Genomic DNA, 22,375 nt, shown 5'->3' on the forward strand with positions numbered 1-22,375 from the left:
GGCGCGAGAGTACTGGCCAGGGCACCACGCGGAGAGAGCCTGTGGACAACCACGTCCTGACGGATGGCCCACGCGCGCGCTAGAGTCCGGCCAAACAGACGTTACCGATGGGTAAGGGGTGCGTGGAATGCGGCTCGGCATCAACCTCGGCTACTGGGGCGCCGGCATGGACGGCGACAACCTCGCCGTCGCCCAGGAGGCGGACCGCCTCGGCTACGACGTCTGCTGGGCCGCCGAGGCCTACGGCTCCGACGCCCCCACCGTCCTCTCCTGGGTGGCGGCGCAGACCGAGCGGATCGACGTCGGCTCCGCGATCATGCAGATCCCGGCCCGTCAGCCCGCCATGACGGCGATGACGGCCGCCACCCTGGACTCGCTCACCGGCGGCCGCTTCCGCCTCGGCCTCGGCGTCTCCGGACCGCAGGTCTCCGAGGGCTGGTACGGCGTGAAGTTCGACAAGCCGCTCGCCCGGACCCGCGAGTACGTCGAGATCGTCCGCAAGGCAATGACCCGTGAGCGGCTCAGCTACGACGGCGAGCACTGGACCCTGCCGCTCCCCGGCGGCCCCGGCAAGCCCATCAAGCTCACCGTCCACCCGCAGCGCGAGCACATCCCGCTCTACATCGCCGCGATCGGGCCGAAGAACCTGGAGCAGACCGGCGAGATCGCCGACGGCGCCCTGCTGATCTTCCCCTCCGCCGAGCACCTGGAGGAGACCGCGCTCCGGCACCTGCGCGCGGGCCGCGAGAAGGCCGGCCTGACCATGGACGGCTTCGACGTCTGTCCCACCCTGCCGCTCGCCCTCGGCGACGACGTGAACGCGCTCGCCGACGTGTTCCGCCCGTACACCGCGCTGTACGTCGGCGGAATGGGCAGCCGCAAGCAGAACTTCTACAACCAGCTCGCCCAGCGCATGGGGTACGAGAAGGAGGCCGCCGAGGTCCAGGACAAGTACCTGGCCGGCGACAAGGCCGGAGCCGCGGCCGCCGTGCCCCACTCGCTGATCGACCAGACGACGCTGCTGGGCTCCGTCGAGCGGATCGCCGAGCGGATGACGGCCTACGCGGAGGCCGGGGTCACCACCCTCACCCTCGCCCCGGCCGGCTTCACCCTGGACGAGCGGGTGGCGGCCCTGCGGGCGGGCGTCGAGGCGATGGAGCGGGCGGGGCTCGCGTAACCGTGTGGCGTGGCGCCGGACCCGACGGACGGAGTCCGGCGCAGGGGCTCGAAGCCCGTGAGGCCCCTGGGGCCTCACGGTGCGAGGGCCCCGTCAAGGAAGGGTGGCCTGCGGCCGTGGTGGGGGCTCGGGGGTCTTCCCCGCCACGGCCGTCGTGCAGCACAACGGGTTCGCGGTGCCTTCGGTTACGCCCCCGCGGCTCACTCTTTCGGCCGAGTGGTCACGCCCTCCTGTTGCCCGATGCCCCGGACCGCATTTGACTCGTTGCTCCGGGGGCGTACGGAGGTGGCGGCGATGCTCACGGCCAAGGGCCTGTTCCAGGAAATCATCGACAACGACGAGTCCTTCCGGCTCTTCTGTTCCATCGCCGCGAGCGGCGAGTCCCAGGGAGGCTGGGAGAACGCCCGGATCGCGGCCCTCGTCGCGCCCGGCATGCGTGCCCTCGCACCCAAGATCACCCGGCACGGCGCCGACGAGGACAAGCACGGCCGGATCTTCAACGCGCTGATGAAGAAGCGCGGTCTCGAACCCGTCCCCGTGCCCCCCGACACCGACTACACGATGCTGCTCGAACAGCGCGGCATCGGACTCGCGCACGAGAAGCTCCGCGCCGACCGGCCGCTCACCGAGGAGGACGTGGTCGTCTACCTCGCGCACAGCAGGGTCACCGAGGAGCGCGCCGCCGACCAGATGCAGCTGCTCGTGAAGCACTTCGGCGACCACCCGGAGCTCGGCAGGGCCATCCGGATGATCTGCAACGACGAGGACAACCACCTCGCCTACTGCCACGAGGAGCTGCTCCGGCTCGCCCGCCAGGGCCACGGCCGGCTCATCCAGCGGACCCTGCGCGCATCCGCCCTGGCCGAGATCCAGGTCTACCGCGACGTGAGTCTCGCCGTGATGCGCCACATGGGCCGCATCCTGAACTGGCCGAAGCCCAAGGCGGCCGTCCTCGCCGCCGGGATCCACGCCGTGTACGTGTACGAGCGCGCCGCCGGCTGGCACAGGATGGTCGACCTGCGGATGCCCGAGCGGCTGAACGCCCTCGGCGGGCCCGCGACCCCCGCCCCCGCCTTCTGAGCGGGCCGCCGGGGGCCTACATCCAGCCGCGCCGCTTGAAGACCCGGTACAGGGCGACGACGATGCCCGCCATCACCACGATCACCACCGGGTACGAGCCCTCCCAGTGCAGCTCCGGCATGTGCTCGAAGTTCATCCCGTAGATCCCCGCGACCATCGTGGGGACCGCGGCCATGGCCGCCCAGGCCGAGATCTTCCGCATGTCGTCGTTCTGCCGGACGCCCATCTGCGCGAGATGGGCCGACAGCACGTCGGACAGGAGCCGGTCGAGGCCCTCCACCTGCTCGTTGGAGCGCAGCAGATGGTCGTTGACGTCACGGAAGAAGGGCTGGGCGTGCTCGTTCACGAACGGCACCGAACCGGTCGTCAGCCGGGCCATCGGCCCGGCCAGCGGGCCGCTCGCCCGCCGGAACTCCAGGACCTGCCGCTTCGCCGTGTAGATCCGTTCCGCGGTGTTGGACGGATTGCCGCCGCTGGGCGCGAAGACGTCCGCCTCCAGCTCCTCCAGGTCGACCTGGAGCTCGGCCGCCACGTCGAGGTAGTGGTCCACGATCGCGTCGCTCACCGCGTACAGCACCGCCGTGGGCCCGTGCTTGAGGACCTCCCGCTCGGCCTCCAGACGCCGGCGGACCTCCGCGAGGGGAGCGCCCTCGCCGTGCCGGACCGTCACCACGAACGAGTCGCCCATGAACACCATGAGCTCGCCGGAGGAGACCCGGTCGCTCTCCGGCTCGTACACGATCGGCTTGAGCACCACGAAGAGCGAGTCGTCGTAGACCTCCAGCTTGGGCCGCTGATGGGCCTTCAAGGCGTCCTCGACGGCCAGCGGGTGCAGCGCGAACTCCGAGGCGACATGCGCGAACTCCGCCTCCGAGGGCTCGTGAAGCCCCACCCACAGGAACGCGTCGCCCGTCGCCCGCGCCTCCTCCAGGGCGTCGGAGAGGTCGGCGGGGCCGTCCGTGCGGCGCCCGTCCCGGTAGATGGCAGAGTCCACGATCACGCCGCGCATTCTCCCTCGAACGGCCCCGACACGCACGCGTGCGGCAGCCTAGGCTGGCCCGCATGGCCACCCTGATCCTCGTCCGGCACGGACGCTCCACCGCCAACACCTCCGGGGTCCTCGCCGGGCGCACGCCCGGGATCGCGCTCGACGAGCGCGGGGCCGCCCAGGCCGCCGCGCTCCCCGGGCGCCTCGCGGACGTCCCGCTCGCCGCGGTCGTCACCAGCCCCCTCCAGCGCTGCCGGGAGACCCTGCGGCCGCTCCTGGAGGCCCGCCCCGGCCTCCCGGTCCACGTCGAGGACCGGATCAACGAGTGCGACTACGGCGACTGGTCCGGCCGCAAGCTGGCCGAGCTGGGCGACGAGCCCCTGATGGAGATCGTCCAGGCGCACGCCTCCGCCGCCGAGTTCCCCGGCGGCGAGTCCATGCGCGCCATGCAGAACCGAGCCGTCGAGGCCGTGCGCGACTGGAACGCCCGCGTCGAGGCCGAGCACGGCGAGGACGCCACGTACCTCATGTGCTCCCACGGGGACATCGTGAAGGCGATCGTCGCCGACGCCCTCGGGCTCCACCTGGACCTCTTCCAGCGCATCCACGTCGACCCCTGCTCGGTCACCGCGATCCGCTACACGCGCGTGCGTCCCTTCCTCCTCCGCCTCGGCGACACCGGGGACTTCGCCGGATTCGCCCCCCGGGAGCACCCCGACAGCAGCGGGACCGCTGAGGTCGGTGGTGGTGCGGGCGCACCGTGATCCGCTCGCGCAGTAGGGTGGACGCGCCGCTGTAGTACGACTGTCGAGACTCAAGGGAGCCGGGAACGTGTCCCGTCAGGTGTTCCTCTACGACCCACCGGAGCGTTTCGTGGCCGGCACGGTCGGGCTGCCTGGCCGCCGTACGTTCTTCCTGCAGGCGTCCGCCGGCGGCCGGGTCACCAGCGTCGCCCTGGAGAAGACCCAGGTCGCCGCCCTCGCCGAGCGCATCGACGAACTCCTCGACGAGGTCGTGCGCCGCACCGGGGGCAACGCGCCCGTGCCGGCGGTCGCCCCCGCGGAGATCGCGGACACCGCCCCCCTCGACGTGCCCGTCGAGGAGGAGTTCCGGGTCGGCACCATGGCCCTCGCCTGGGACGGCGAGGAGCAGCGCATGATCGTCGAGGCGCAGGCGCTCGTCGAGCTCGACGTGGACTCCGAGGAGGACCTCGCCGAGGCCGAGGAGCGGCTACTCCAGGACGAGGAGAACGGTCCGCCGATGCTCCGGGTCCGGCTCAGCGGGGCCCAGGCCCGGGCCTTCGCCAAGCGCGCCCTGGACGTCGTCAACGCCGGCCGGCCGCCCTGCCCGCTGTGCAGCCTGCCGCTGGACCCCGAGGGGCACGTCTGCCCGCGCCAGAACGGATACCGCCGCGGAGCATGAGCAGCCCCGAGAGCCCGCGCGACACGGAGCTGCTCGCGCGCGGTGAGCTGACCGTGCGCGGCCGGGTCCGCGAGGCGTCCAACGCGGTGCTGTACTGCTCCGTCGCCCACGAGGGCCGGGAAGCCGCCTGCGTCTACAAGCCCGTCGCGGGGGAGCAGCCCCTGTGGGACTTCCCCGACGGCACCCTCGCCCAGCGCGAGGTCGCCGCGTACGAGATCTCCGAGGCCACCGGCTGGGGCCTGATCCCGCCGACCGTGCTCCGTGACGGGCCGTACGGGGAGGGCATGGTCCAGCTGTGGATCGAGGCCGACCCCGGGGCGCGGCTCCTGGCCCTCACCGAGGACGAGGAGCCGGGCGAGGGCTGGAAGGCCGTGGGACCCGCCCAGATCGACGAGGACCGCACCGCGCTCCTCGTCCACGCCGACACGCCCGAGCTGCGCCGGCTCGCCGTCCTGGACGCCGTCATCAACAACGGCGACCGCAAGGGCGGGCATCTGCTGCCGGCCCCGGGCGGGCGGCTCTACGGCATCGACCACGGGGTGACCTTCCACGTCGAGGACAAGCTGCGCACCCTGCTGTGGGGCTGGGCGGGCGAGGAGCTGCCCGCCGAGGCGGCCGGGGTGCTCGACGCGCTCGACCGGTCCCTGGTCCCGGGAGCGCCGCTCGTCACCCGACTGGAGGAACTCCTGACCGGAGCCGAGGTCGCGGCCGTACGCGCCCGCGTGGAGGCGCTGCGCGCCACCGGGCGGCATCCGGAGCCCTCGGGTCAGTGGCCGGCGATTCCCTGGCCGCCCGTCTGAGGTCTCCCCGGCCGTCGGTCCGGCCCCCGGCCGCCCGCCTGCGGCGTCGGTCACAGCAGCGACCGAAGATTTTCGGCCACATCCCCCGGGGGGCCTTGGACCCCTGGGGGGTATGCACGCACGCCTCCGACCCGCAAGAGCGCCTAATCGGTCAAGATCCCGGATCCGGTTCGTATCCGGAACACCTGTCCGGTTACGCTCGGGTCATGCATGCCTGGCCCGCTTCTGAGGTCCCCGCCCTTCCCGGCAAGGGCCGCGACCTCCGGATCCACGACACCGCGACCGGTGGACGAGTGACCCTCGCCCCCGGCCCCGTCGCCCGTATCTACGTCTGCGGCATCACGCCGTACGACGCGACCCACATGGGTCACGCGGCGACCTACAACGCGTTCGACCTCGTTCAGCGCGTGTGGCTCGACACCAAGCGGCAGGTGCACTACGTCCAGAACGTGACGGACGTGGACGACCCGCTCCTGGAGCGCGCGATCCGTGACGGCATCGACTGGGTGGGCCTCGCCGAGCGCGAGACCGCCCTCTTCCGCGAGGACATGACCGCCCTGCGGATGCTGCCCCCGCAGCACTACATCGGCGCGGTCGAGGCCATACCGGGCATCATCCCGCTGGTCGAACGCCTCCGGGACTCCGGCGCCGCCTACGAGCTCGAAGGGGACATCTACTTCTCCGTCGAGTCCGACCCGCACTTCGGCCAGGTGTCGAACTACGACACCGAGCTGATGCGCCACCTCTCCGCCGAGCGCGGCGGCGACCCGGACCGCCCGGGCAAGAAGAACCCGCTCGACCCGATGCTCTGGATGGCCGCCCGTGAGGGCGAGCCGAGCTGGGACGGCGGCAGCCTGGGTGCCGGCCGCCCCGGCTGGCACATCGAGTGCGTCGCCATCGCCCTCGACCACCTCGGCATGGGCTTCGACGTGCAGGGCGGCGGCTCCGACCTGATCTTCCCGCACCACGAGATGGGCGCCTCCCACGCCCAGACCCTCACGGGCGAGTTCCCCATGGCCAAGGCGTACGTCCACGCCGGCATGGTCGCCCTGCACGGCGAGAAGATGTCGAAGTCCAAGGGCAACCTGGTCTTCGTCTCCAAGCTCCGCCGCGACGGCGTCGACCCGGCCGCCATCCGGCTCGCGCTCCTCTCGCACCGCTACCGCGACGACTGGGAGTGGACCGACCAGGTCCTGGAGACGGCCGTGGAGCGGCTCGGCCGCTGGCGTGCCGCCGTCTCGCGCCCCGACGGCCCGTCCGCCGACGCGCTCGTCGAGGAGCTCCGCGAGGCGCTCTCCGACGACCTCGACACGCCCACCGCGCTCGCCGCGGTGGACCGCTGGGCCGCGCTCCAGACGGCCGAGGGCGGCACGGACGAGTCCGCCCCCGGTCTCGTCTCGCGCGCTGTCGACGCACTGCTCGGTGTCGCCCTGTAACGAGCAGGACCGCACAACTCCCTTTCAGGCAACCGCCCTCGGACTTCTCGTCGAAGTCCGAGGGCGGTTCCGTTTTGTCCTGGCGGGATTGCTCGTTCCTGCGCTAAACAACCTCCATGCAATCATCATCACGCATGAAAGTTGCACTCGCCGGAGCCGTCCTCGGGCTCTTCGCGGCCTTCGCGGGACCCGGCTCCACCGCGTCGGCCACACCCACCGACACCACCGTCGGCGACATCACGGGCTTCGCCGCCGACGGGGCCGTCTACCGGCTCACCGCCGGCCACACCGAGGCCCGCGTCTCCTTCGTCACCGCCGACACCTTCCGTATCGAACTCGCCCCCGACGGCAGGTTCACCGACCCCACCGGCACCGACATCACGCTGCCCCAGGGACCGCCCCCGGCGACCCGCTGGCGCGACCTCGGCGACCGGTACGAACTCGCCACCGCCAAGGTGACCCTGCGCGCCACCAAGTCACCGCTGCGCTTCTCGGCCGTGCGCGCCGACGGCACCCCGCTCTGGACAGAGACCCAGGGCCTCACCTGGAACCAGGACCGCACCGTCCAGACCCTCGCCCGCGGCGCCGACGAGCAGTTCTACGGCGCCGGCATGCAGAACGGCCGCGGCAACACCTCCCACCGCGGCAAGACCGTCGAGGTCGGCGTCGACTACAACTGGAACGACGGCGGCCACCCCAACTCCGTCCCGTTCTACCTCTCCTCCGCCGGCTACGGCGTCTACCGCAACACCTACGCGCCCAACACCTACGCCTTCACCGACCCCGTCACCACCAGCGCGAAGGAACAGCGCTTCGACGCCTACTACTTCGCCGGCAGCGGCACCGGCGCCCTCAAGGACGTCATCGGCCAGTACACCCGGCTCACCGGCAAGCCCTTCCTGCCGCCCGTCTACGGCCTGGAGATCGGCGACTCCGACTGCTACCTCCACAACGCCAACCGGGGCGAGCGCCACACCCTCGACGCCCTGAAGGTCGCCGACGGCTACGTCGCGAACGACATGCCGAACGGCTGGATGCTCGTCAACGACGGCTACGGCTGCGGCTACGAGAACCTCGCCGAGACCTCCGCCGGCCTCGCGGAGCGCGACATGAAGCTCGGCCTGTGGACCGAGGACGGCATCGACAAGCTCGCCGACCAGGTCAAGGCCGGCCAGCGCGTCGCCAAGCTCGACGTCGCCTGGGTCGGCTCCGGCTACAAGTTCGCCCTCGACGGCTGCAAGGACGCCCACGCCGGCATCGAGGCCAACAGCGACGCCCGCGGCTTCACCTGGGCCCCCGAGAGCTGGTCCGGTGCCCAGCGCTGCGGCGTCCAGTGGTCCGGCGACCAGTCCGGCAGCTGGGAGTACATCCGCTGGCAGATACCCACGTACGCGGGCGCGTCCATGTCCGGACTCGCGTACACCACCGGTGACGTCGACGGCATCTTCGGCGGCAGCGCCAAGACGTACACCCGCGACCTCCAGTGGAAGTCCTTCCTGCCCGTCACCATGACCATGGACGGCTGGGCCGCCAACGACAAGCAGCCCTTCCGGTACGGCGAGCCGTACACCGCCGTCAACCGCGCCTCGCTCAAGCTCCACGAGGCCCTGCTCCCGTACATCTACAGCCACGCCCACCAGGCGACGAAGACCGGCGTCGGCCTCGCCCGGCCGCTCGCCCTCGAATACCCGGACGACCCGAAGGCCGCGACCGACGCCGCGAAGTACGAGTTCCTCAGCGGCGAGGACTTCCTCGTCGCCCCCGTCTACCAGGACGCGGTGGAGCGCGACGGCATCTACCTCCCCGAGGGCACCTGGATCGACTACTGGAACGGCCGCACCTACCAGGGCCCCGTCACCGTCGACGACTACAGCGCCCCGCTCGACACCCTGCCCCTCTTCGTCCGGGCCGGGGCGGCCGTCCCCATGTGGCCCGGCTCCATCCGCTCCTACCAGGACCGCGCCCCCGGCGACCCGATCGCCTGGGACGTCTACCCGAAGGGCAGCTCCTCCTTCGAGCTGTACGAGGACGACGGCGTCACCCGCGAGCACCGCACCGGGAAGTACACCACCCAGCGCGCCGAGGTCGACGCCCCGCAGTCCGGCCCCGGCGACGTCACCGTCCGACTGGGCGCCGCCACCGGCTCGTACACCGGCAAGCCCGCCGCCCGGCCGTACGCCTTCACCGTCCACACCGGCGACGCGCCCGGCACGGTGAAGCTCGACGGACGCCCGCTGCCCGCCCTCACCTCCCGCGCCGCCTTCGACGCGGCCGCCCAGGGCTGGTGGTACGACCGCGACGAACGCGGGGGAGTGGTCCGGATCAAGACCGCCGCCCTGTCCACCGACCGCGCCTTCGAGCTGCGCCTGACCGACACCAGCGCCGTCGGCGGGGCCGTCCCCGGCGCCTCCGCCGCCCTCGCCGCCCCCACCGGGCAGGAGCTCGGCGCCGGCACCCCCGGCACCGTCGCCGTGGACGTCACCGCCGGCACCCGGGACGCCACCGACGTACGGGTCTCCCTCGACGCCCCCGCCGGCTGGACGGTCACCCCGGCCGCCCCGATCGCCCGCGTCCCGGCCGGCACCACCCGCCGGGTCGAGGTCGCCGTCACCCCGGCGGCGGACGCCAAGCCCGGCGAGGCCACCCTCACGGCCACCACCCGGTACCGCGCCGCGGGCACCGACCGCACCGCCGTCCAGCGGTTCGCGATCGGGGTGATGCCCCCGGCACCGACGGCCGACGCCTGGGCGAGCGACCTCGCGTGGCTGCGCGCGACCAACGGCTGGGGACCGCCGGAGCGCGACCGCTCCAACGGCGAGTCCGGCGCCTCCGACGGCCACACGCTCACCCTGGCCGGAACGACCTACGAGAAGGGCATCGGCGCCCACGCCGACTCCGACATCGAGGTCTACCTCGGCGGCCGCTGCACCAGCTTCACCGCCGACGTCGGCATCGACGACGAGATCAACGGCTACGGGGACGTGGCCTTCTCCGTCGAGGCCGACGGCCGGGTCCTGTGGACCTCGCCCCGGCTGACCGGCGCCTCCGCGACCCTGCCCGTGAACGTCGACGTGACCGGCGCCCGGCACGTCCGGCTGAAGATCACGGACACCAACGGGTCGAAGAGCGGCGACCACGGCGACTGGGCGGCGGCCCGCTTCGGCTGCGCCTGACGCACGAACGGGAGGGGCGCCCTCGGGCACCCCTCCCGTTCCGTCCTCTACTCTCCGGTCGCGCCGTCGGGTCCTCCGGACCCTTCGGGCCCGTCGCCGGATCCCTCGGGTCCGTCGCCGGATCCCTCGGGTCCGTCGCCGGTCTCCGCGCCGCCGTCCCCGCCCGGGACCGACTCGGGCCCCGGCTGCTCCGGCTTCGGCGGCCGGGTCCGGCCGCTGCCGGGGTCCCGCAGGAACGAGGTCTCGCCGCCCTCCGTCGCCACCCCGGGGTCGCGCCGCCGCAGATACCGCTCGAACTCGCGGGCGATCGCCTCGCCGGAGGCCTCCGGAAGCTCCGCCGTGTCCCGCGCCTCCTCCAGCGTCTGCACGTACTCGGCGACCTCGCTGTCCTCGGCGGCCAGCTGGTCCACGCCCAGCTGCCAGGCCCGCGCGTCCTCGGGCAGCTCGCCCAGCGGGATGCGCAGCCCGATCAGGTCCTCCAGACGGTTGAGGAGCGCCAGCGTCGCCTTCGGGTTCGGCGGCTGCGACACATAGTGCGGCACCGCCGCCCACAGGCTCACCGCCGGCACGCCCGCGTGCGTGCACGCCTCCTGGAGGATGCCCACGATGCCCGTCGGGCCCTCGTACCGGGTCTCCTCCAGGTCCATCGTCCGCGCCAGGTCCGGATCGGAGGTCACTCCGCTGACCGGGACCGGCCGGGTGTGCGGGGTGTCCCCGAGCAGCGCGCCCAGGATCACCACCATCTCCACACCCAGCTCGTGCGCGAAGGCGAGCAGCTCGTTGCAGAACGAGCGCCAGCGCATCGAGGGCTCGATCCCGCGCACGAGCACCAGGTCGCGGGGCTTCTCGCCGCCGACCCTGACCACCGAGAGCCGGGTCGTCGGCCAGGTGATCTTTCTGACCCCGTTGTCCAGGAAGACCGTGGGGCGGTTGACCTGGAAGTCGTAGTAGTCCTCGGCGTCGAGCGCCGCGAACACTTCGCCCTTCCATTCCCGGTCGAGATGGGCGACCGCGGTGGAGGCGGCGTCGCCGGCGTCGTTCCAGCCCTCGAACGCGGCCACCATGACCGGGTCGATCAGCTCGGGTACCCCCTCGAGCTCGATCACCCAGCGCCTCCTTATTCGAAGTTCCTGTCGTACGGCCCCACCTTACGGCTTTCCGGTGGTCCGCCCGCAGTCCCCGGACATCCCCGAAAACCCGTGCGGCCTTGATCGACTACCCAGGAACTCGCCTCCGCACACGGCGGAGTCACTCCTCCCACAGGGTGCTGGGCGCCTCCCTCCGCACGACGGGCGCGATCTCCTCCGCGAAGCGCTGGAGCGTCTCGGTCTGCTCGGCCGTCGACTGGCCGAACGTGTCGACCGTGACGGACTGCAGGTCGTGCCCGTAGTGCTCGTGGTAGCCGAGGATCTTGTCGATGATCTGCTGCGGCGAGCCGATCAGCTGGGGGCCGTCCGCGATCGCGTCCTCGATCGTGCGGAAGGGGGTGTTGTACCCGGCCCTGCCCTCCAGGTGCGGCTTGAAGCTCTGCCGCACCTTCGCCTCGTACAGCTCCTTGTACCGGCCGACCGCCTGCCCGGGAGTGTCGGCGATCAGCAGCCCGCCGGAACCGGCCGCCACGCGCGCGTGGGCCGGATCGTGGCCGTACTCCTCGAACTTCTCGCGGTAGTGGGTGATGAGCTTCGCGTACGCCTCGCGCGGCTGGATCGCGTTGGCCGTGAACAGCGGATCGCCGTGCTTCGCCGCCAGCTCGGGGGAGTTGAGGCTGGTGGCCGAGCCGTGCCAGATCCTGGGCGGACCGGCGTACGGCCGCGGGACCGTGGTCACGTTCTTCAGCGGCGGCCGGAACTCGCCCTCCCAGTCGACGCCCTCCTCCGTCCAGAGCCGGCGCAGCAGCTCGTACTTCTCCTTCTGGAGGTCCCACTGCCGCTCCTCGTCCAGGCCGAAGAGGTCGAAGTGGCCGGCCTCGGCGCCCTTGCCGACGACGAGTTCGAGCCGGCCCCGGGAGAGCTGGTCGAGCGTGGCGTAGTCCTCGGCGACCCGGACCGGGTCGAGGATCGCGACCACGGTGACGCCGGTGAGCAGCCGGATCCGGCGGGTGCGGGCGGCGAGCGCGGCGAGCAGGACGGTCGGGGCCGAGGAGAGGAACGCGCCCGCGTGCCGCTCGCCGACCGCGTACGCGTCGAAGCCGAGCCGTTCGGCGGTCTCGCCGAGCGTGACGACCTGCTCCAACCGGTCCGCGGCGGAGAGCAGTTCGCCGGTGAGCGGGTGCGGGGAGTGGTGGACGATCGTGAGCACCTGAAACTTCATGTCCCCACTCTGCGCGCCGAGTGTTGCGGGGGTGTGGCGGGCGCATGGCACGCGTCAGGGGCGGCTCCCCCGAGGAGGAACCGCCCCTGTGCACCGTGGAGTTACTTCCGCAGCATCGACTCGACCTCGGCGCGGATCTCGTCCGTCGCGAGACCGCGGATGGTCAGCGTCGTACGGCGGCGCAGCACGTCGTCCGCCGTCTCGGCCCACTCGTGGTCGCGGGCGTAGGCGACCTGCGCCCAGATCTCCGGGGCGTCCGGGTGGATCCGGCGGGCGAGTTCCGGGTTCTCGTTCGCCATCCGGGCGATGTCGAAGGAGAGCGAGCCGTAGTGCGTGGCCAGGTGCTTGGCGGTGTCGGCGGCCATCCGGGGGCCGGGCGCCGGACCGTCGACGAGCAGCCGGTGGGCGACCGCGTTCGGGTTGGCTATGCCGGGCAGCGGCAGCCGCTTCGGCAGCGCGGACACCGGCTCGTAGTCCTCGCCGAGCGGGTGGCCGGGGAGCTGCTCCAGCTTCTTCATCACCGTGCGGCCGATGTGGCGGAAGGTCGTCCACTTGCCGCCGGCCACCGACAGCATGCCGCCGCGGCCCTCGGTGACGACGGTCTCGCGCTTGGCCTTGGAGGTGTCGCCGGGGCCGCCGGGGAGCACCCGCAGGCCGGCGAAGGAGTACGTGATCAGGTCGCGCGAGAGCTGCTGGTCGCGGATGGAGAAGGCGGCCTCGTCCAGGATCTGGGCGGTGTCCTTCTCGGTGACCTCGACCTGGCCGGGGTCGCCCTCGTACTCCTCGTCGGTGGTGCCGAGGAGCAGCATGTCCTCCCAGGGGAGGGCGAAGGTGATGCGGTACTTGTCGATCGGGGTGGCCAGCGCGGCCTTCCACGGCGAGGTCCGCTTGAGGACCAGGTGCGCGCCCTTGGAGAGGCGGATGGAGGGGGCCGCGTTGGGGTCCTCCATCCTGCGCAGGTGGTCGACCCACGGGCCGGTGGCGTTGAGCACGAGGCGGGCGTTCACGCCGAACTCGTCGCCGGTGGTGCGGTCCTTCAGGTCCGCTCCGGTGACCCGGCCGCGGGTGAAGCGCAGCCCGGTGACCTCGGCGTGGTTGAGGACGGTGGCGCCGGCGTCGACGGCGGCGCGGACCGTCATCAGCGCCATGCGGGCGTCGTTCATCTGGTCGTCGCCGTAGACGGCGACGGCCTTGAGGTTGTCGGTGCGCAGCTCCGGCACGTCCTGCGCGGCCTTGGCGGGGGAGAGCAGGTGTCCGACGCCGTCGCCGAAGGCCGAGAGGGCGCTGTAGGCGAAGACACCGGCGCCGAGCTTGGCCGCGCCGTGCGGGCCGCCCTTGTAGACGGGCAGGTAGAAGGTGAGCGGGTTGGCGAGGTGCGGTGCCACCTGGCGGGAGACCGCACGCCGCTCGAAGTGGTTCTCCGCCACCAGCTTCACCGCGCCGGTCTGCAGGTAGCGCAGACCGCCGTGGAGCAGCTTGGAGGAGGCGGACGAGGTGGCGCCGGCGAAGTCGCCGGCGTCCACCAGGGCCACCCGCAGGCCCGACTGTGCGGCGTGCCAGGCGGTGGAGATGCCCAGGATGCCGCCGCCGATCACCAGGAGGTCGTACGTCGCCTTGGAAAGCTGGTCCCGGGTCTCGGCGCGGCTCGGCAGGGAACCGGCAGCCGGGTGCGTCCCGAGGGCAGGGACGCTCTGCAGGGTGGTCATCTCGTATTACTCCTCGTCCTCGATCCAGCCCATGGTCCGCTCGACGGCCTTGAGCCAGCTCTTGTACTCGCTGTCACGCTTGTCGGCGTCCATGCGAGGGGTCCATTCCGCCGCCCGGCGCCAGTTGGCGCGCAGCGCGTCGGTGTCCGGCCAGAAGCCGACGGCGAGACCGGCGGCGTAGGCGGCGCCGAGGCAGGTGGTCTCGGCGACCATCGGACGCACGACGGGCGCGTCCAGGAAGTCCGAGAGGGTCTGCATCAGCAGGTTGTTGGAGGTCATGCCGCCGTCGACCTTGAGCGCGGTCAGCTCGACGCCGGAGTCCTTCGTCATGGCGTCGGTGATCTCGCGGGTCTGCCAGGCGGTGGCCTCCAGGACGGCGCGGGCGATGTGCGCCTTGGTGACGTACCGGGTGAGGCCGGCGATGACACCGCGCGCGTCGGAGCGCCAGTACGGGGCGAACAGGCCGGAGAAGGCCGGCACGAAGTAGGCGCCGCCGTTGTCCTCGACCGAGGACGCGAGGGTCTCGATCTCGGCGGCGGACTTGATCAGGCCCATCTGGTCGCGCATCCACTGCACCAGCGAGCCGGTGACGGCGATCGAGCCCTCCAGGGCGTAGACCGGCTTGGCGTCGCCGATCTGGTAGCCGACCGTGGTCAGCAGGCCGCTGTAGGAGTTGATGATCTTGTCACCGGTGTTCATCAGCATGAAGGTGCCGGTGCCGTACGTGGACTTGGCCTCGCCCTCGGCGAAACACGTCTGGCCGAACAGGGCGGCCTGCTGGTCGCCGAGCGCGGAGGCGACCGGGACGCCGTCGAGGATGCCGCCCTTGACCGTGCCGTACACCTCGGCGGAGGAGCGGATCTCCGGCAGCACGGTGGCCGGGATCTCCATGGACTGCAGGATCTTCTCGTCCCAGGCCATGGTGTGGAGGTTCATGAGCATGGTGCGGGAGGCGTTGGTGACGTCGGTGACGTGGTGGCCGCCGTCGACGCCGCCCGTGAGGTTCCAGATGACCCAGGAGTCCATGGTGCCGAAGAGGATGTCGCCGCGCTCGGCGCGCTCGCGCAGGCCCTCGACGTTGTCGAGCAGCCAGCGGACCTTCGGGCCGGAGAAGTAGCTCGCGAGGGGGAGGCCGGTCTCGCGGCGGAAGCGGTCCTGGCCGACGTTGCGGCCGAGCTCCTTGCAGAGGGCGTCGGTGCGGGTGTCCTGCCAGACGAGGGCGTTGTGGACGGGCTCACCGGTGTTCTTGTCCCAGAGCAGCGTGGTCTCGCGCTGGTTGGTGATGCCGATGGCCTTGACGTCGGCGGCGGTGATGTTGGCCTTCTCGAGCGCGCCGGCGACGACCTCCTGGACGTTGGTCCAGATCTCGGCGGCGTCGTGCTCGACCCAGCCCGGCTTCGGGAAGATCTGCTCGTGCTCCTTCTGGTCGACCGAGACGATCCGGCCGTCCTTGTCGAAGACGATGCAGCGCGAGGAGGTGGTGCCCTGGTCGATGGCCGCGATGAACGGGCCGGAGGTGTGTGCGTCGGTCACGGTGTGCTCCAAGGGAAGTCTGGAAGAAGGACGGCTCAGGCGAACGCGATGTTGTAGATACCCGCGGCGAGGGCGCCACCGATCAGCGGACCGGCGACCGGGATCCAGGCGTAGCTCCAGTCGGAGCCGCCCTTGTTCGGCAGCGGGAGCAGGGCGTGCACGATGCGCGGGCCGAGGTCACGGGCCGGGTTGATGGCGTAACCGGTCGGGCCGCCGAGCGAGAGGCCGATGGAGACCACGACGAACGCGGTGATCAGGGCGCCGATGACGCCGAGGCCCTTGCCGCTGTCGTTGAGGCCCTGGGTGAGCACGGCCAGGACCAGCACGACGGTGCCGATGATCTCGGTGGCCAGGTTCTGCCAGGTGTTACGGATCTCGGGGCCCGTGGAGAAGATGCCGAGCACCGGGCCGGGGCCCTCGATCGGCTTCTCGCCGATGGTCTCCGGGTCCGTGAGGTGGGCCTGGAACTGGCCGTAGTAGGCCACCCAGACCAGCGCCGCGCCGATCATCGCGCCGAGCATCTGGCCGGCGATGTAGACCGGGACGTTGCTCCAGTCCCCGTCCTTGATCGCGATGCCGACCGTGACGGCGGGGTTCAGATGGGCTCCCGAGAGGGAAGCGGTCATGTAGACGGCCGTCATGACGGCGAAGCCCCACCCGAAGGTGATCGCGAGCCAGCCCGCGTTGCGGGCCTTGGAGCTCTTGAGCGTGACGGCGGCACACACACCGCCGCCGAGCAGAATGAGTACGGCGGTACCGATGGTCTCGCCGAGGAAGATGTCGGAGCTGGACACCCGCGACTCCTTTGTCCTTCGTCCAGGGGAAGGCGAACCACGGGTCACTCCGGTGGTCCGCGCCCTCGTGTGAGGGCGTTGCCGGCCCTTGGCACTGTGACACCTTAGCGCGATTGCCGGTAGGTGTTCGACAATGCCGACCGATGAACGGAAGTTTTGCCCCGGGGTTAACAGCGCGTCAAGGGTTCGGGAAGTGAAAAACCCGCCGATAACGCGATCGTTACCGGCGGGTTCTGTTGCCTGGCGGGCGGTCCGTGACCGAGCCCGCACGCGCGGTCAGAAGCGGTTCGCCCCCAGGTCCCTGGAGACGGCGCGGGCGCAGTCCCGCACGGCGGCCACCAGCTCCGGACGGAGCTCCCCGCCCGGACAGACCCGCTCCACGGCGCCCGTGACCGCCACCGCGCCCACCGGCATCCGCCGCCGGTCGTGGATCGGCGCCGCCACCGACGCCACGCCCTCCCAGGTCTCCTCCACGTCCGCCGCCCAGCCGCGGGCCCGCGTCATGTCGAGCAGCGACTCGAAGTCGCCGAGCTCCGTGGTCGTCCGGGGCGTGAACGCCTCGCGCTCGATCTCCAGCACCTCGCTGTGCGCCACCGGGTCGTACGCCGACAGCACCTTGCCCAGCGCCGTGGAGTGCAGCGGCTGCATGGCCCCCACCTCCAGGACCTGCCGGCTGTCGTCCGGCCGGAAGACGTGGTGCACGATCAGCACGCCCCGCTGGTGCAGCACCCCCAGGTGCACGCTCTCGCCGCTGGACCGCGCCAGGTCGTCCGTCCAGACCAGGGCGCGCGCCCGCAGCTCGTGCACGTCCAGATAGCTGTTGCCGAGCCGCAGCAGCTCCGCGCCCAGCTGGTAGCGGCCCGAGGCCGCGTCCTGCTCCACGAAGCCCTCCGCCTGGAGGGTGCGCAGGATGCCGTGGGCCGTGCCCTTGGCGAGTCCGAGGGAGGACGCGATGTCGGACAGTCCGAGCCGGCGCTCGCCGCCCGCGAGCAGTCGCAGCATGGCCGCCGCTCTTTCAAGCGACTGGATGTTCTTCGCCATCGCCCGGCCCCTCACCCTTCTCACACTGTTCGACAATGCTGAACACTATCGGTCGATGCCGACCTCGCGTCACACCACACAGTGTCGGCCAAGGAGGGGCAGGACCGGGAGTCCCCGCACACAGGATGCCGTCCGGCCCGTGGGACGCCGTGTCCACCCCGGGCCGAGCGCGGTTACGCTGGCCCCGTGCACCCTCCCCCGAGGGCGCAAAGCCGACAGCCGTCGCATCCCAGGGAGCTCATCCATGGCCTCGTTGCCGACCCCTTCCGCTGACAGCCGGAACCGCGCCGCCGCCCTCCGCGAGGCACTCGCCAGCCGAGTCGTCGTCGCCGACGGAGCCATGGGCACCATGCTCCAGGCCCAGGACCCCACCCTCGAGGACTTCCAGAACCTCGAAGGATGCAACGAGATCCTCAACGTCACCCGGCCCGACATCGTCCGTTCGGTGCACGAGGCGTACTTCGAGGTCGGGGTCGACTGCGTCGAGACCAACACGTTCGGCTCCAACCACTCGGCCGCCGGCGAGTACGAGATCGCCGACCGGATCTTCGAGCTCTCCGAGGCCGGCGCCCGGATCGCCCGCGAGGTCGCCGACGAGTTCGGCGCCAAGGACGGCCGCCAGCGCTGGGTGCTCGGCTCGATCGGCCCCGGCACCAAGCTGCCCTCGCTCGGCCACATCGCGTACGACGTGCTGCGCGACGGCTACCAGCAGAACGCCGAGGGCCTCCTCGCCGGCGGCGCCGACGCCCTGATCGTCGAGACCACCCAGGACCTGCTGCAGACCAAGTCCAGCCTCATCGGCGCGCGCCGCGCGATGGACGCCCTGGGCGTGGACGTCCCCCTGATCTGCTCCCTCGCCTTCGAGACGACCGGCGTCATGCTGCTCGGCTCCGAGATCGGCGCCGCGCTGACCGCCCTGGAGCCCCTCGGCATCGACCTGATCGGCCTGAACTGTTCCACCGGCCCCGCCGAGATGAGCGAGCACCTGCGCTACCTCGCCCGCCACTCCCGTACGCCCCTCATGTGCATGCCGAACGCCGGCCTGCCCGTGCTCACCAAGGACGGCGCGTACTTCCCGCTCACCGCCTCCGAGATGGCCGACGCGCAGGAGAACTTCGTCCGCGACTACGGCCTCTCCCTGGTCGGCGGCTGCTGCGGCTCCACGCCCGAGCACCTGCGCCAGGTCGTCGAGCGGGTCCAGGGCCTCACGCCCCCCGAGCGCTCCCCGCGCCCCGAGCCCGGCGCCGCCTCGCTCTACCAGACCGTGCCGTTCCGCCAGGACACCTCGTACCTGGCGATCGGCGAGCGGACCAACGCCAACGGCTCGAAGAAGTTCCGCGAGGCCATGCTCGAAGGCCGCTGGGACGACTGCGTGGAGATGGCCCGCGACCAGATCCGCGAGGGCGCGCACATGCTCGACCTCTGCGTCGACTACGTGGGCCGCGACGGCGTCGCCGACATGGAGGAACTCGCCGGCCGCTTCGCCACCGCCTCCACCCTGCCGATCGTCCTCGACTCCACCGAGGTGGAGGTCCTGCGGGCCGGCCTGGAGAAGCTGGGCGGCCGGGCCGTCATCAACTCGGTCAACTACGAGGACGGCGACGGACCCGAGTCCCGCTTCGCGAAGGTCACCCGACTGGCCCAGGAGCACGGCGCCGCCCTCATCGCCCTCACCATCGACGAGGAGGGCCAGGCCCGTACGGCCGAGCACAAGGTCGCCGTCGCCGAGCGCCTCATCGAGGACCTCACCGGCAACTGGGGCATCCACGAGTCGGACATCCTCATCGACGCCCTCACCTTCACGATCTGCACGGGCCAGGAGGAGTCGCGGAAGGACGGCATCGCGACGATCGAGGCGATCCGCGAGCTGAAGCGCCGCCACCCGGACGTCCAGACCACGCTGGGCCTCTCCAACATCTCCTTCGGCCTCAACCCGGCCGCCCGCATCCTCCTCAACTCGGTCTTCCTCGACGAGTGCGTCAAGGCGGGCCTCGACTCGGCGATCGTCCACGCCTCGAAGATCCTGCCGATCGCCCGCTTCGACGAGGAGCAGGTCACCACCGCCCTCGACCTGACCTACGACCGGCGCGCCGAGGGCTACGACCCGCTGCAGAAGCTGATGGCCCTCTTCGAGGGCGCGACGGCGAAGTCCCTGAAGGCGGGGAAGGCGGAGGAGCTGCTCGCCCTGCCCCTGGACGAGCGCCTCAAGCGCCGCATCGTCGACGGCGAGAAGAACGGCCTGGAGGCCGACCTCGACGAGGCCCTGGAGACCCGCCCGGCCCTCGACATCGTCAACGACACCCTGCTCGACGGCATGAAGACCGTCGGTGAGCTCTTCGGCTCCGGCCAGATGCAGCTGCCGTTCGTGCTCCAGTCCGCCGAGGTCATGAAGACGGCGGTCGCCCACCTCGAACCGCACATGGAGAAGTCCGAGGCCGAGGGCAAGGGCACGATCGTGCTCGCCACCGTCCGCGGCGACGTCCACGACATCGGCAAGAACCTCGTCGACATCATCCTCTCCAACAACGGCTACAACGTCGTCAACATCGGCATCAAGCAGCCGGTCTCCGCGATCCTGGAGGCCGCCGAGGAGCACAACGCCGACGTCATCGGCATGTCCGGCCTCCTCGTGAAGTCCACGGTGATCATGAAGGAGAACCTGGAGGAGCTGAACCAGCGCGAGCTGGCCGCCAAGTACCCGGTGATCCTCGGCGGCGCCGCCCTCACCCGCGCCTACGTCGAGCAGGACCTCCACGAGATCTACCAGGGCGAGGTCCGCTACGCCCGCGACGCCTTCGAGGGCCTGCGCCTCATGGACGCCCTCATCGGCGTCAAGCGCGGCGTCCCCGGAGCCGTACTCCCCGAGCTCAAGCAGCGCCGGGTCGCCAAGAGCGCCACCGCCACCCTCCAGGTCGACGAGCCGGAGCCCGGCGGCCGCTCCGACGTGGCCACCGACAACCCGGTGCCGACCCCGCCCTTCTGGGGCACCCGCGTCGTCAAGGGCATCCCGCTGAAGGACTACGCGTCCTGGCTCGACGAGGGCGCCCTCTTCAAGGGCCAGTGGGGCCTCAAGCAGAACCGGGCCGGCGACGGACCGGCGTACGAGGAGCTCGTCGAGACCGAGGGCCGGCCGCGGCTGCGCGGCTGGCTGGAGCGCCTCCACACCGAGAACCTCCTGGAGGCGGCCGTCGTCCACGGCTACTTCCCCTGCGTCTCCAAGGGCGACGACCTGATCATCCTGGACGAGGAGGGCAACGAGCGGACCCGCTTCTCCTTCCCGCGCCAGCGCCGCGGCCGCCGTCTCTGCCTCGCGGACTTCTTCCGCCCGGAGGAGTCCGGCGAGACCGACGTCGTCGGCCTCCAGGTCGTCACCGTCGGCTCGAGGATCGGCGAGGCCACGGCCAAGCTCTTCGAGTCCGACTCCTACCGCGACTACCTGGAGCTGCACGGCCTCTCCGTCCAGCTCGCCGAGGCCCTCGCCGAGTACTGGCACGCCCGCGTCCGCGCCGAGCTCGGCTTCGGCGGGGAGGACCCGGCGAACGTCGAGGACATGTTCGCGCTGAAGTACCGCGGCGCCCGCTTCTCGCTGGGTTACGGCGCCTGCCCCGACCTGGAGGACCGCGCCAAGATCGCGGACCTGCTGCGTCCGGAGCGGATCGGCGTCCACCTCTCCGAGGAGTTCCAGCTCCACCCCGAGCAGTCCACCGACGCCATCGTCATCCACCACCCCGAGGCGAAGTACTTCAACGCACGGTGACCGCGCGGTGACCGCGTGCGGTAAATACACGCGTTCCTTGTGATCGCGACGTACACTTGTCGGTCCAGTGCAGGCCGGTCTTCCTCCCCGTACCGGGGAGGGGGGCCGGCCTTCTCGTCCCTCCATGGAGGTGTGCCGGATGACCAGTACGGTCCCCGCGTCCCTGTTCCGTACGAACGGCAGCTCCGCCCTGCAGGCGGTCTTCCTCGACATGGACGGGACCCTCGTCGACACGGAGGGGTTCTGGTGGGACGCCGAGGTCGAGGTCTTCGCGGACCTCGGGCACCGGCTGGACGAGGCCTGGCGGGACATCGTCGTCGGCGGCCCGATGACCCGCAGCGCGGGCTACCTCATCGAGTCCACCGGCGCCGACATCACCCTCGAAGAGCTGACCGTGCTGCTCAACGAGAAGTTCGAGCAGCGCATCGACCGGGGTGTCCCCCTCATGCCGGGCGCCGAGCGGCTGCTCGCCGAGCTCGCCCGGCACTCCATCCCCACCGCCCTGGTCTCCGCCTCGCACCGGCGGATCATCGACCGGGTCCTCGCCTCGCTCGGCCGCGACCGCTTCACCCTCACCGTCGCCGGCGACGAGGTCGTCCGCACCAAGCCGCACCCCGAGCCCTATCTGACGGCCGCCCAGGGCGTCGGCGCCGACCCCGCGCTCTGCGCCGTCATCGAGGACACCGCGACCGGTGTGGCGGCCGCCGAGGCGGCGGGCTGCCGCGTCGTCGCGGTGCCCTCCGTCGCCCCGATCGCGCCCTCCCCGGGCCGGGTGGTCGTGCGCTCTCTCGAAGAGGTCGACGTGCCGTTCCTGCGGACCTTGATCACGGGAATTTGAGCTTTATCTGAGGAAGGCGATCAGGCGAAAGCAGCCGGGCCATTCACCGAAAAGCACCTACGTGACCTTGGTCACTCAGAGTGCCGGGCGGTGGGTGGCCCGTTCTCGTTCCGTGTCTCAAAAGCGGATGTTTCGGCGCCCCCTGTGTCCCGATTGAGTAAGCGTCGTCCGCAACGTCCGGCGCATGGTTATCGAGACTCATGCATTCATGATCACTCTGCGATTACGCCCCTGTACGGCCCCGGTCAAGGGGTACCGGCGCCGCGCACTAATCTTTCGCGAGTACTTCGCCGCATAAACCGCGTGTACCGGCGCATACC

General features: G+C 71.3%; 16 protein-coding genes. 9 read left to right on the top strand and 7 right to left on the bottom strand.

The features are described 5' to 3' along the window. Positions 1-127 precede the first annotated feature (127 nt). Positions 128-1,177 carry an LLM class F420-dependent oxidoreductase gene (locus ACF07V_RS15385; RefSeq protein ID WP_392154453.1) on the top strand — a complete coding sequence of 350 codons (1,050 nt, stop codon included), beginning with the start codon at positions 128-130 and terminating at the stop codon, positions 1,175-1,177. Positions 1,178-1,471: 294 nt separating this feature from the next. Next, positions 1,472-2,257, top strand: coding sequence for a ferritin-like domain-containing protein (locus ACF07V_RS15390; RefSeq protein ID WP_392154455.1), 786 nt, complete (start codon positions 1,472-1,474; stop codon positions 2,255-2,257). Positions 2,258-2,273: 16 nt separating this feature from the next. Here the strand turns inward: ACF07V_RS15390 and ACF07V_RS15395 are convergent, their stop codons facing one another. After that, a complete protein-coding gene (locus ACF07V_RS15395) occupies positions 2,274-3,266 on the bottom strand; it encodes a magnesium and cobalt transport protein CorA (protein WP_392154457.1) in 993 nt (330 codons plus the stop codon). A gap of 53 nt (positions 3,267-3,319) precedes the next feature. Here ACF07V_RS15395 and ACF07V_RS15400 point away from each other — a divergent pair, with 53 nt between their 5' ends. The 5 genes from ACF07V_RS15400 to ACF07V_RS15420 all read left to right on the top strand — a co-directional run bounded on the left by ACF07V_RS15400 (position 3,320) and on the right by ACF07V_RS15420 (position 10,076). After that, positions 3,320-4,009 carry a histidine phosphatase family protein gene (locus ACF07V_RS15400; protein ID WP_392154459.1) on the top strand — a complete coding sequence of 230 codons (690 nt, stop codon included), beginning with the start codon at positions 3,320-3,322 and terminating at the stop codon, positions 4,007-4,009. Between the two features lie 67 nt (positions 4,010-4,076). Further along, complete coding sequence (locus ACF07V_RS15405) at positions 4,077-4,667, top strand: DUF3090 domain-containing protein (protein WP_093876934.1); 591 nt, start codon at positions 4,077-4,079, stop codon at positions 4,665-4,667. Beyond that, complete coding sequence (locus ACF07V_RS15410; RefSeq protein WP_392154912.1) at positions 4,631-5,467, top strand: SCO1664 family protein; 837 nt, start codon at positions 4,631-4,633, stop codon at positions 5,465-5,467. Before ACF07V_RS15405 ends, ACF07V_RS15410 begins: the two co-directional genes overlap by 37 nt. Before the next feature lie 206 nt (positions 5,468-5,673). After that, entirely contained in the window at positions 5,674-6,903 is a 1,230-nt protein-coding gene (mshC, locus tag ACF07V_RS15415) for a cysteine--1-D-myo-inosityl 2-amino-2-deoxy-alpha-D-glucopyranoside ligase (protein ID WP_392154462.1), read from the top strand. Between the two features lie 116 nt (positions 6,904-7,019). Continuing rightward, positions 7,020-10,076 carry an NPCBM/NEW2 domain-containing protein gene (locus ACF07V_RS15420; protein WP_392154464.1) on the top strand — a complete coding sequence of 1,019 codons (3,057 nt, stop codon included), beginning with the start codon at positions 7,020-7,022 and terminating at the stop codon, positions 10,074-10,076. Positions 10,077-10,123: 47 nt separating this feature from the next. Here the strand turns inward: ACF07V_RS15420 and ACF07V_RS15425 are convergent, their stop codons facing one another. The 6 genes from ACF07V_RS15425 to ACF07V_RS15450 form a co-directional block, all read right to left on the bottom strand. Then, positions 10,124-11,182, bottom strand: a complete 1,059-nt coding sequence (locus ACF07V_RS15425) for a PAC2 family protein (protein WP_392154466.1) — start codon at positions 11,180-11,182, stop codon at positions 10,124-10,126. Between the two features lie 142 nt (positions 11,183-11,324). After that, positions 11,325-12,386 (bottom strand): LLM class flavin-dependent oxidoreductase, encoded by a 1,062-nt coding sequence (locus ACF07V_RS15430; RefSeq protein WP_392154468.1) that lies wholly within the window; start codon positions 12,384-12,386, stop codon positions 11,325-11,327. A 101-nt stretch (positions 12,387-12,487) separates the two neighbouring features. Continuing rightward, a complete protein-coding gene (locus ACF07V_RS15435) occupies positions 12,488-14,092 on the bottom strand; it encodes an FAD-dependent oxidoreductase (RefSeq protein WP_392154469.1) in 1,605 nt (534 codons plus the stop codon). Between the two features lie 6 nt (positions 14,093-14,098). Then, on the bottom strand, positions 14,099-15,625 hold the full coding sequence (glpK, locus tag ACF07V_RS15440; RefSeq protein WP_369143303.1) for a glycerol kinase GlpK: 1,527 nt from the start codon (positions 15,623-15,625) through the stop codon (positions 14,099-14,101). Positions 15,626-15,660: 35 nt separating this feature from the next. Further along, on the bottom strand, positions 15,661-16,419 hold the full coding sequence (locus ACF07V_RS15445; protein ID WP_392154472.1) for an MIP/aquaporin family protein: 759 nt from the start codon (positions 16,417-16,419) through the stop codon (positions 15,661-15,663). A 276-nt stretch (positions 16,420-16,695) separates the two neighbouring features. Further along, positions 16,696-17,460 carry an IclR family transcriptional regulator gene (locus tag ACF07V_RS15450; RefSeq protein ID WP_392154474.1) on the bottom strand — a complete coding sequence of 255 codons (765 nt, stop codon included), beginning with the start codon at positions 17,458-17,460 and terminating at the stop codon, positions 16,696-16,698. Positions 17,461-17,704: 244 nt separating this feature from the next. Here ACF07V_RS15450 and metH point away from each other — a divergent pair, with 244 nt between their 5' ends. Both metH and ACF07V_RS15460 read left to right on the top strand, forming a co-directional pair. Further along, positions 17,705-21,217 (top strand): methionine synthase, encoded by a 3,513-nt coding sequence (gene metH / locus ACF07V_RS15455; protein WP_392154476.1) that lies wholly within the window; start codon positions 17,705-17,707, stop codon positions 21,215-21,217. A 139-nt stretch (positions 21,218-21,356) separates the two neighbouring features. Further along, a complete protein-coding gene (locus tag ACF07V_RS15460) occupies positions 21,357-22,055 on the top strand; it encodes an HAD family hydrolase (RefSeq protein WP_392154477.1) in 699 nt (232 codons plus the stop codon). Positions 22,056-22,375: the final 320 nt, after the last annotated feature.

Source organism: Streptomyces sp. NPDC015661 (genome assembly GCF_043077765.1).
Taxonomy (GTDB): Bacteria; Actinomycetota; Actinomycetes; order Streptomycetales; family Streptomycetaceae; genus Streptomyces.

What these genes read in the sequence shown, in the direction of transcription:
- ACF07V_RS15395 (WP_392154457.1), bottom strand. Translation starts at nt 3,266, where the DNA reads ATGCGCGGCGTGATCGTGGACTCTGCCATCTACCGGGACGGGCGCCGC.
- ACF07V_RS15430 (WP_392154468.1), bottom strand. Translation starts at nt 12,386, where the DNA reads ATGAAGTTTCAGGTGCTCACGATCGTCCACCACTCCCCGCACCCGCTC.
- metH (WP_392154476.1), top strand. Translation starts at nt 17,705, where the DNA reads ATGGCCTCGTTGCCGACCCCTTCCGCTGACAGCCGGAACCGCGCCGCC.
- ACF07V_RS15420 (WP_392154464.1), top strand. Translation starts at nt 7,020, where the DNA reads ATGCAATCATCATCACGCATGAAAGTTGCACTCGCCGGAGCCGTCCTC.
- ACF07V_RS15390 (WP_392154455.1), top strand. Translation starts at nt 1,472, where the DNA reads ATGCTCACGGCCAAGGGCCTGTTCCAGGAAATCATCGACAACGACGAG.
- ACF07V_RS15400 (WP_392154459.1), top strand. Translation starts at nt 3,320, where the DNA reads ATGGCCACCCTGATCCTCGTCCGGCACGGACGCTCCACCGCCAACACC.
- ACF07V_RS15460 (WP_392154477.1), top strand. Translation starts at nt 21,357, where the DNA reads ATGACCAGTACGGTCCCCGCGTCCCTGTTCCGTACGAACGGCAGCTCC.
- ACF07V_RS15450 (WP_392154474.1), bottom strand. Translation starts at nt 17,460, where the DNA reads ATGGCGAAGAACATCCAGTCGCTTGAAAGAGCGGCGGCCATGCTGCGA.
- ACF07V_RS15385 (WP_392154453.1), top strand. Translation starts at nt 128, where the DNA reads ATGCGGCTCGGCATCAACCTCGGCTACTGGGGCGCCGGCATGGACGGC.
- ACF07V_RS15435 (WP_392154469.1), bottom strand. Translation starts at nt 14,092, where the DNA reads ATGACCACCCTGCAGAGCGTCCCTGCCCTCGGGACGCACCCGGCTGCC.
- mshC (WP_392154462.1), top strand. Translation starts at nt 5,674, where the DNA reads ATGCATGCCTGGCCCGCTTCTGAGGTCCCCGCCCTTCCCGGCAAGGGC.